The sequence below is a fragment of the Planctomycetota bacterium genome (assembly GCA_026387035.1).
In the GTDB taxonomy this organism is placed as follows: domain Bacteria; phylum Planctomycetota; class Phycisphaerae; order FEN-1346; family FEN-1346; genus JAPLMM01.
The window spans coordinates 1-8,869 of sequence record JAPLMM010000145.1 but is presented as its reverse complement, the minus strand read 5'-3'; the positions used below and the strand labels follow the sequence as shown (position 1 = coordinate 8,869).

At 65.8% G+C, this 8,869-nt stretch carries 9 protein-coding genes; 2 read left to right on the top strand and 7 right to left on the bottom strand.

What is annotated here, in order from left to right; genetic code table 11:
* Positions 1-180 precede the first annotated feature (180 nt).
* The 7 genes from yacG to groL (NTX40_04915) form a co-directional block, all read right to left on the bottom strand.
* Entirely contained in the window at positions 181-408 is a 228-nt protein-coding gene (yacG, locus tag NTX40_04945; protein ID MCX5648430.1) for a DNA gyrase inhibitor YacG, read from the bottom strand.
* A 16-nt stretch (positions 409-424) separates the two neighbouring features.
* Positions 425-712 carry a zinc ribbon domain-containing protein gene (locus tag NTX40_04940; GenBank protein MCX5648429.1) on the bottom strand — a complete coding sequence of 96 codons (288 nt, stop codon included), beginning with the start codon at positions 710-712 and terminating at the stop codon, positions 425-427.
* A 10-nt stretch (positions 713-722) separates the two neighbouring features.
* Positions 723-1,361 (bottom strand): nucleotide exchange factor GrpE, encoded by a 639-nt coding sequence (gene grpE / locus NTX40_04935; GenBank protein MCX5648428.1) that lies wholly within the window; start codon positions 1,359-1,361, stop codon positions 723-725.
* Between the two features lie 141 nt (positions 1,362-1,502).
* The gene (gene dnaJ, locus NTX40_04930; protein MCX5648427.1) at positions 1,503-2,669 is read right to left on the bottom strand and encodes a molecular chaperone DnaJ; all 1,167 of its coding nucleotides are present in this window, start codon (positions 2,667-2,669) and stop codon (positions 1,503-1,505) included.
* 92 nt (positions 2,670-2,761) lie between these two features.
* Positions 2,762-4,381 carry a chaperonin GroEL gene (groL, locus tag NTX40_04925; protein MCX5648426.1) on the bottom strand — a complete coding sequence of 540 codons (1,620 nt, stop codon included), beginning with the start codon at positions 4,379-4,381 and terminating at the stop codon, positions 2,762-2,764.
* A 169-nt stretch (positions 4,382-4,550) separates the two neighbouring features.
* Complete coding sequence (groES, locus tag NTX40_04920) at positions 4,551-4,889, bottom strand: co-chaperone GroES (GenBank protein ID MCX5648425.1); 339 nt, start codon at positions 4,887-4,889, stop codon at positions 4,551-4,553.
* An 87-nt stretch (positions 4,890-4,976) separates the two neighbouring features.
* Positions 4,977-6,650 carry a chaperonin GroEL gene (groL, locus tag NTX40_04915; GenBank protein MCX5648424.1) on the bottom strand — a complete coding sequence of 558 codons (1,674 nt, stop codon included), beginning with the start codon at positions 6,648-6,650 and terminating at the stop codon, positions 4,977-4,979.
* Between the two features lie 362 nt (positions 6,651-7,012).
* Between groL (NTX40_04915) and NTX40_04910 the strand changes: the two genes are divergently transcribed.
* Both NTX40_04910 and NTX40_04905 read left to right on the top strand, forming a co-directional pair.
* Positions 7,013-7,795, top strand: a complete 783-nt coding sequence (locus tag NTX40_04910) for an RNA methyltransferase (protein ID MCX5648423.1) — start codon at positions 7,013-7,015, stop codon at positions 7,793-7,795.
* Positions 7,796-8,131: 336 nt separating this feature from the next.
* The coding region (locus NTX40_04905) for a PIN domain-containing protein (GenBank protein MCX5648422.1) at positions 8,132-8,869 on the top strand (738 nt) is incomplete at its 3' end.

Below are 8,869 nucleotides of genomic sequence, written 5' to 3'. Positions count from 1 at the left end.
GGAACGACCGAAGAATCTCCTGGAACGAGAAGCACTGACGCCAGTTGATTGCCTGGATTTCGTGCGTTTCCTCGGACATGGGCTCCTCCTTGCGCTAGGTCGCCGACAGGTGACCGCACGGCCCGGCCGAAACGCCGGGACGCTTCAACCTCCCCATCTTGTGCCGAGCGCGCGGCGGTGTCAAGAACTATTCGACCCGCCGCCGGGCTTCCCTCTCGGCGGTGCCGGGGCCTTCAGGGCAGCGTCGTCCGCCACCTCATCCACCGGCCGGCCGATTACGTACCGCCACTCGAACCAGTGGCCCAGTTCCGCCATCTTGCACCGCTCGGAGCAGAACGGCCAGTAGCGCGCGTGCTGGGCGTCCGCCCGGTCCAGCCGGCGTTTGCAGTATCGGCATTGTTCGGCCATGGGCCACTCCTTCGGCTTAGTCCTTGCTCGCGCCCGGCTTGTCCTCCGCGCCTTTCTTCTTCCCCGCCTCTGAGGTCTTCCCCGCGCCGCTTTCCTTACGGGCCGCTTCCTTGTAAGACGCGCTGCGGTAGTCCGTCGTGTAGAACCCGGACCCTTTGAACAGCACCGCCCCGCCCTTCCCGAGAAGCCGGCGCACCTTGCGCTTCTTGCACGACGGGCACACGCGGATCGGGTCGGCCGTGATCGACTGAAATCGCTCGAACCGATGCCCGCACGCCCCGCACTCGTACTCGTAAGTCGGCATCCTCGTTCCCCTAGTCTTCCGCTCCCGGCGCGCCGGGATCGTCTTCGTCCGGCTCGCCTTCGCGTTCGCCCTTGCCTTCCGGCGCAGGCGATTCCTCGGCCATGCCGCTCGAGACGGACACGCGGCTCGGACGGAGCGTCTGGTCGTGCAGCCGGTACCCCGCCTGCATCTCGCCCGCCACGTGTCCTTCCGGATGTTCCTCGCTCGGCAGATGGGCCACCGCCTCGTGATGCTCGGGGTCGAAGGGCTTGCCTTCCGCTTCGATCCGCTCGACGCCGTGCTTCCGCAGAGCCGCCAGCAACTGGTCGTGCACCAGGCGGATGCCGTCCAGCAACGCCTGAAACTCCGGTTGCTCTTCGGCGTGCGCGAGGGCCCGCTCGAAGTTGTCGATGACCGGCAGGACGTCCAGCAACAGGTCCCGCACCGCGAACCGCTTCACTTCCTCCAGCCGCCGCTCCATCCGCTTCTGGAAGTTCAGATAATCGGCGGTCGTCCGTTTCAGGCGGTCGAGGAGTTCTTCGCACTCGCGCGTTTTCGCCGCCAGCGGATTCTCTCCGGCCGGCGGCTCCGGGGGCGCCTTCGGCTGCGCTTCGGGCTTCTCGGGTTCCCGCCCGTTCTCCGGCTCGCTATGTTTTTTCTTTCCGCTCATCGCTCCGTCCTAGAACTGGTTTCATAATCTGTTTTTGCGCGGCGGTTCTCCTGAACCGCCGCGCCACGGACCGAGAACGCCATTTTCTGCGCGGTGGGTGCGGAGACCCACCGCGCAAAAGAGTCAAGTAGCGCTGTAGGACTAACGTTTCGGCTTTTTTCCGTCTTTTTTACCGTGGTGGTTTCCCTGCCGCAGGTACTTCGCCAGTCTTTCGAGGAAACTCTCGCGGTGCGGCAAAACGCCTTTCTCTTCCGTCGCCGCCAGTTCCCTGAGCAGTTCTTCCTGACGCCGCGACAGCCGCTTCGGCACCTCCACCACCACCTGCACGAGGATGTCGCCGCGGCCATACCCGTGCACGTCGGGCAGCCCCTTGCCCGCCAGGCGAAACAGGTCGCCGCTCTGCGTCCCCGGCGCGATCGAAATCCGGTCCGGCCCGTCGAGCGTCGGCACCTCCAGGTCGGCTCCCAGCGCCGCCTGCGTGAAACTGATCGGCGCCTGGCACACGAGGTCCCGACCGTGCCGCTCAAACAGGGGGTGCGGCTCCAGGCGGACCTCCGCGTACAGGTCGCCGCGCGGCGCCCCGGGTTCCCCCGCGTCGCCCTGGCCCGCGTAGCGGATCCGCTGGCCGTCCTCTATCCCCGCGGGAACCTGAATCTCGATCGTCTGCTTCTTCGGGACGAACCCTCTGCCGCGGCACGCCTTGCATGGTTCCGCGACGACGGTCCCGCGCCCGCCGCACGCCGGGCAATCCGTCACCATGCGGAAGAACCCGCCGCCGTGCTGGACGCGTCCCGCTCCGCCGCACGTCTTGCACGTCCCGCGCCTGCCCGACGCCGACCCGCTACCCTTGCACGGCTCGCAGGGTTCCTGGCGCCGCACGTCGAGCGTCTTCGCGACGCCCTTCGCTACGTCTTCGAGCGCGAGGTCCAGCGTGCACCGGAGGCTCGCCCCCGCCCGGGGTCCCGACCGGGCGCGCCCCCCGCCGAACCCGCCGAAAAGATCCCCCAGCCCGAAGAGGTCCCCGAACATCGACAGAATGTCGTGAACGTCCACGTGCTGCCAGTCGTGGACGCCTGTCCCGCGCAGGCCCGCCTTGCCGAACTGGTCGTACCGCCGGCGCTTGTCCGGGTCGGAGAGGACCTCGTAGGCCTCGGCACATTGTTTGAAGCGGGCCTCGGCCTGGGCGTCGCCGGGGTTGCGGTCGGGGTGGTACTTGATCGCGCACTGCCGGTAGCCGGTCTTGATCTCGTCGGCCGAGGCGCCGCGCGGGACTCCGAGAATATCGTAATAACTTTCTTGCGTCGCCATCGGTTGCCCCGGCGGGGCCTTTTGAGAAAAACGGGGCGGCGGCACGCGCCACCGCCCCGGAACCTTCTCGCGCGGCCGTGCCGCCCGTCAGTCTACGCCACCGCCTCCTCAGAGTCGAGTTCTTCTTCCTCGTCCTCCTTAAGTTCCGTCACCATCACGTCGGCCGTCAGCATCAGTGCCGCGATCGACGCCGCGTTCTGAAGCGCCGTCCGCGTCACCTTCACGGGGTCCACGACGCCCATCTTCACCATGTCGCCGTACTCCCCCGTCAGGGCGTTGAAGCCGTGCGTCTTGGGCATTTCGCGCGCTTCGGCCACGACGACGGAGCCGTCGCGGCCGGCGTTGCCGGCGATCTGGCGCATGGGTTCCTCGAGGGCCCGCACGACAATGTCCACGCCGAGTTTCTCATCGCCGTGCGCCTTCTCGCGCGCCGCCTCGACGGCCTGGATCGCCCGCAGGCACACCACGCCGCCGCCCGGAACGATGCCTTCCTCGACGGCCGCCCGGGTCGCGTGGAGGGCGTCCTCGATGCGTGCCTTCTTTTCCTTGACCTCGGCCTCGGTGGCCCCGCCGGCCCGGATGATCGCCACGCCGTGCGTCAACTTCGCCAGGCGCTCTTCGAGTTTTTCGCGGTCGTAGTCGCTGGTGGTGTCTTCGATCTGCCGGCGGATCTGGCCGATGCGGTCCTCAATCTCGCGCTTCTTGCCCCCGCCCTCGATGATCGTCGTGGAATCCTTGTCCACGAGGAGTCGCTTGGCGCGGCCGAGTTGCCCCAGTTCCAGGTTCTCGAGGTTCACCCCGAGGTCCTCGCTGAGAAAAGTGCCGCCCGTCAGCACCGCGATATCCTCGAGGATCGCCTTGCGCCGGTCGCCGAACGCGGGCGCCTTGATGGCGCACACCTTCAGCGTGCCGCGCAGCCGGTTGATCACCAGGGCGGCAAGGACCTCGCCCTCGATGTCCTCGGCGATGATGAGAAGCGGCCGGCCGCCCGACGCGATTTTCTCGAGCAACGGCAGCATCGCCCGCAGGTTCGAGATCTTCTTCTCGTGAATCAGAATCAGCGCGTCCTCCAGGACGCACCGCATCGTCTGCGGATCCGTGATGAAGTACGGGCTCAGGTACCCTTTGTCGAACTGCATCCCTTCGGTGAAGTCGAGCACGGTCTCCATGGCCTTGCCTTCTTCGACCGTGACGACGCCTTCGTGGCCGACCTTTTCAATGGCGTCGGCGATGAGGTTTCCGATCTCGCGGTCGTTGTTCGCGCTGATGGTGGCGACCTGGGTGATGGACTCGCGGCCTTTGACGGGCCGGCTCTGTTTCTTCATGTCGGCCACGGCTGTCTCAACCGCCCGGTCGATGCCGCGCTTCAGCGCCATCGGGTTCGCCCCGGCCGTCACGTGCCTCAGGCCCTGCTCATAGATCGCCTGCGCCAGGACGATGGCCGTCGTCGTCCCGTCGCCCGCGTCGTCGCCCGTCTTCGAGGCCACCTGGTTCACCATCTTGGCGCCCATGTTCTCGAACTTGTCTTCGAGTTCGATTTCCTTGGACACCGTGACGCCGTCCTTCGTCACGCGCGGGCCGCCGTAGGACTTCTGGAGGATGACGTTGCGGCCGGTCGGGCCGAGGGTCACGCGCACGACGTCGGCGAGTTTGCGGATGCCGGCCGCCATCTTGCGCTTCGCATCGTCGCCGTAAAGCAGTTGCTTCGCCATACGAATCTCCTCTCCTGGTTTCACAACGCCGTTTCAACGCAGAGGGCGCAGAGACCGCAGAGAAAAATGCCAAGATTCTAAATACATTACTATTTGTCGTTCCCCCACCATCTTTCTTTGCCGTTCTCTGCGTTCTCCGCGTTCTCTGCGTTGAAAAACACGGTCGTCGTTACTTCTTGTGGCCCTTCTTCGCCGGTTTCTTGGCCGGTTTCTTCGCTCCGCCTTCGACCTTCGCCAGGACGTCGCCCTCGCGCAGGATCATGTACTCCTTGTCGTCCACCTCGACTTCCGTGCCGCCGTACTTCGCGTACACGACGACGTCGCCCGGCTTGACGGCCGGTTTCGCACGCTCGCCCGTGTCGAGCATCCGGCCCGGGCCCACGGCGACGACGCGGCCCTGTTGCGGCTTCTCCTTGGCCGTGTCCGGCAGGACGATGCCGCCCTTCGTCACCTTTTCCGCTTCCATCTGCTCGACGACAATCCGGTCATCCAGTGGCTCGATTTTCATCGGTCGGTCTCCATCCTGTTCGGTGCTGACCCTTTTTCGTTCGACACATTCGCGCCCGCCAAGGCGGGCGGCTAACTATCCCACACCTTACATCATGCCGCCCATGCCACCACCCATGCCGCCCATGCCACCCATGCCGCCCGGCGGCATGCCCGGAGGGCCGCCCGGCTCTTTCTTCTCCGGCTTCGTCGCGATGCAGGCGTCGGTCGTCACCAGGAGGCCGGCGACGCTCGCGGCATTCTCGAGCGCCGTCCGCACGACTTTCGTCGGGTCCACGATGCCGGCCTTCACCAGGTCGCCGTACTCGCCCTTGTCGGCGTCGAAACCGTAGGCGCCGCTCTTCGCGAGGATGTTTCGGACGACGACCGCGCCTTCGTAACCGGCGTTCTCGACGATCTGCCGGGCCGGCGCCTGGAGTGCCCGCCGGACGATCTCGACGCCCGTCGCCTCGTCGTCGCCCACGGTCTTCACCTTGTCGAGGGCACCGAGGCACCTCAGGAGCGCGACGCCGCCGCCCGGCACGATGCCTTCTTCGATGGCGGCCCGCGTCGCGTGGAGCGCGTCCTCGACGCGCGCCTTTTTCTCTTTCATCTCGGTCTCGGTGGCGGCGCCGACGTTCACCTGGGCCACGCCGCCCGCCAGTTTCGCCAGCCGTTCCTGGAGTTTTTCCTTGTCATAGTCGCTGGTGGTGGTTTCGATTTCGCGGCGGATTTGTTCGATGCGGCCCTGGATGGCCTTCGTGTCGCCCGCCCCTTCGATGATCGTCGTGTTGTCGTCGTCAATGATGATCTTCTTGGCCGTCCCCAGTTGCGCCAGGGTGATGTTCTCGAGTTGGATCCCCAGGTCTTTCATAATCGGCTGGGCGCCGGTCAGCGTGGAGACGTCCTGGAGCATGGCCTTGCGCCGGTCGCCGTAGCCGGGCGCCTTGACGGCACAGACGCTGAGGATGCCCCGCAGTTTGTTGACGACGAGTGTCGCGAGGGCCTCGCCCTCGATATCCTCGGCGACGATCAGCAGGGGCCGGTTCGCCTTGCTCACTTTTTCCAGGAGGGGCACCAACCCTTTGACGTTCGAAATCTTCTCCTCATGTATAAGGATAAACGCCCCCTCCAGCACGCATTCCATGCGGTCGGGGTCCGTGACGAAATGGGGCGAGAGGTATCCGCGGTCGAACTGCATCCCCTCAACGTTGTCCACGGTGGTCTCGAGGCCCTTGCCCTCCTCGACCGTGATGACGCCGTCCTTGCCCACCTTCTGGAACGCCTCGGCCAGCATCTGGCCGACCGACGCGTCGCCGTTGGCACTGATGGTGCCGACCTGGGCGACCTCGTCGCCCTTCGAGATGTCGATCGGCTTGGAGAGTTTCGCCAGGTGCGCGACGACGGCGCGGACGGCCTTCTGGATGCCGCGGTTGAGGGCCATGGCGTCGGCCCCGGCCGTGATGTTCCGCAGCGCCTCGCGGAAAATGGCCTCGGTGATGACCGTGGCGGTGGTCGTCCCGTCGCCCGCGACGTCGCTCGTCTTCGACGCCGCCTCTTTCACCAACTGGGCGCCCATGTTCTCGTACTTGTCCTTGAGTTCGATTTCCTCGGCCACCGTGACGCCGTCTTTCGTGACGGTCGGGGCGCCCCAGCCTTTGTCGAGGACGGCGTTGCGTCCGCGCGGGCCCAGGGTGGAACGGACTGCGCGGGCGAGTTTCTCGACGCCCGCCAGCAGCCGACTCCTCGCTTCCCCCTCGAAGGCCAACATTTTGGCTGCCATTGCCGCCAATCTCCTTTCGCTTCCGAAGAACCAGTTCTCGTCTCGGACACAGCCGGCGCCGAAAAAGGATCCAGGACCCTTTTCCCGTCCACGGCCGCGCGGGGATGCACGGCCTCTCTGAAACTCTGGTTGGAGCAAACACGGTGCCAAAGGTCCCGCCAAATGGGGCGAAACGGCTTCCAGTCGCCCCTGGGAAGGCTTTTGGTGCCGCTTTTCACCGTTGCCACCCGCCCGGGCTTCACCTGCCGCTTGCCGCCGGAACCGCATTTTTGGCCGGTTTCCCAACCCCCCGGGTGCCATTGTGGCAGGACAACGTTTAGCCAATCATTGCGGCCGAGAACCGAAACGGCTATGGTGCCGTCATGGCCGGCAACCGAAAGCGCAAGTGTGGGCGGGAAGTCCTCGGCAGCCACCAGAAATGCTGGCTCTGGGGCCGGAACGTCGTCCTGGAAACCCTCCGGGCCGACACATGGCCTGTCCTGGAACTTCACATGGCCGGGACGCTCGCCGCCGAGGAGGTGGAAGCCGCCCGCACCCTTGCCGAACGCCGCGGCTTCCCCATCAAGGTCCAGGCGGCCGCACGCCTCGAGCAACTCTGCCACTCGCCCGAGCACCAGGGATACCTGGCGAAGATGGGCCCCTTCCCTTACGCCGATGCCGAGATGCTTTTGGCGGACCGCCCGCCCGCACCGCTCTATGCCGTGCTCGACGGCATCCAGGACCCGCAGAACTTCGGGGCCGTCGTTCGCTCGGCCGAGGTCTTCGGCCTCGACGCGATATTCATCGCCGAGCGGGACCAGGTGGGCGTGACGACGGCGGTCGCCCGCGCGTCGGCCGGCGCCGTCAGCCGCGTCCCCATCGCTCAGGTCGCGGACCTTCCGGCCCTCGCCGCCCGGTTGAAGGCGGCGGGCGTCGCGCTCGTCGCCGCGAGCGAGAAGGCGGAAAAACTCATCACCGCGCACGATTTCCGCGGCCCGACGGCCATCGTCATCGGAAGCGAAACGCACGGCATCCGCGCGGCGCTCGTGGAGCGGTGCGATGCGCTCGTGCGGATACCTCAGCACGGCCAGATGGGTTCCCTGAACGCCGCGGCTGCCGCCGCGGTCGTTTTCTACGAGGCTCGGCGGCAACGGGCGCAAGACTGATAGAATGAACGATCGCGCGGCCAAGAGCGCAAACGCCGCTGGTTGCTCTTCACCGTCGCGCGGCCTTAGCAATCCCTTGCACCCCCTTCCCGTCGCCGATAGCATACGGACATGCTCTGTTTTTGTTCTCCCTCTCCCCTTGCGGGAGAGGGTAGGGTGAGGGGGGAAGAAACGACGAATAATGAATATTGAACCCGTCTTCGCCCATTCGACGGGCTCAGGGCTACGCCGGGCTGGCGCAAGGAACCGCAGAAGGATGAAGGGAACGGCCTTTCACCCTCACCCCATCCCTCTCCCATCAAGGGCGAGGGAGGCACGAACGGAAAAGGAGCCGACATGGCCAAGAAATACTTCGTCCTCGACACGAACGTTCTGCTGCACGACCCGGGCGCCCTGACGGCGTTCGCCGACAACGAGGTCGTCCTGCCGTTCCGCGTCATCGAGGAACTGGACAAGTTCAAGAAGGGTTCGGACGACATCAGCCGACACGCCCGCCAAGTCATCCGTTTTCTCGATCGGCTGCGCGTCAGGGGGCGCCTGACCGAAGGCGTCGCCGTCCGGGAAACAGGCGGGACCGTCCGCATCGTCATGGACGACCAGACGCCGTCGCATCCGATCCTGGCGGGAGGCAACGCGGACGACCGCATCATCGGCGTCGCGTATCGCCTGATGCAGGAAGGTAAGACGACGACCTTCATCTCCAAGGACATCAACGCCCGGATCAAGAGCGACGCCCTCGGCATCCGCACGATGGACTTCGAGAAGCAGAAGGTGGACTTCGACCGCATCTACACCGGCTACCGCGAGGTCGAGGCCGACGCGGCAGCGGTGCGCGGCCTCGAGAGCGAGAACGGCATCGAGCCGCCCGCCGACGACCTTCAGCCCAACGAGTTCGTCCTTTTCAAAGGCGCCGGCGACAAGGAAGCGCCGGTCGTCGGCCGATTCGACGCCGGCCGAAAACGCGTCGTCCCCCTGCGCTTCGCCGACAAGACAATCCAGAACGTCTCGGCTCGCAACGTGCAACAGCGGATGACGATGGAACTCCTGATGCTCGATTCCGTGCGCCTGGTGACG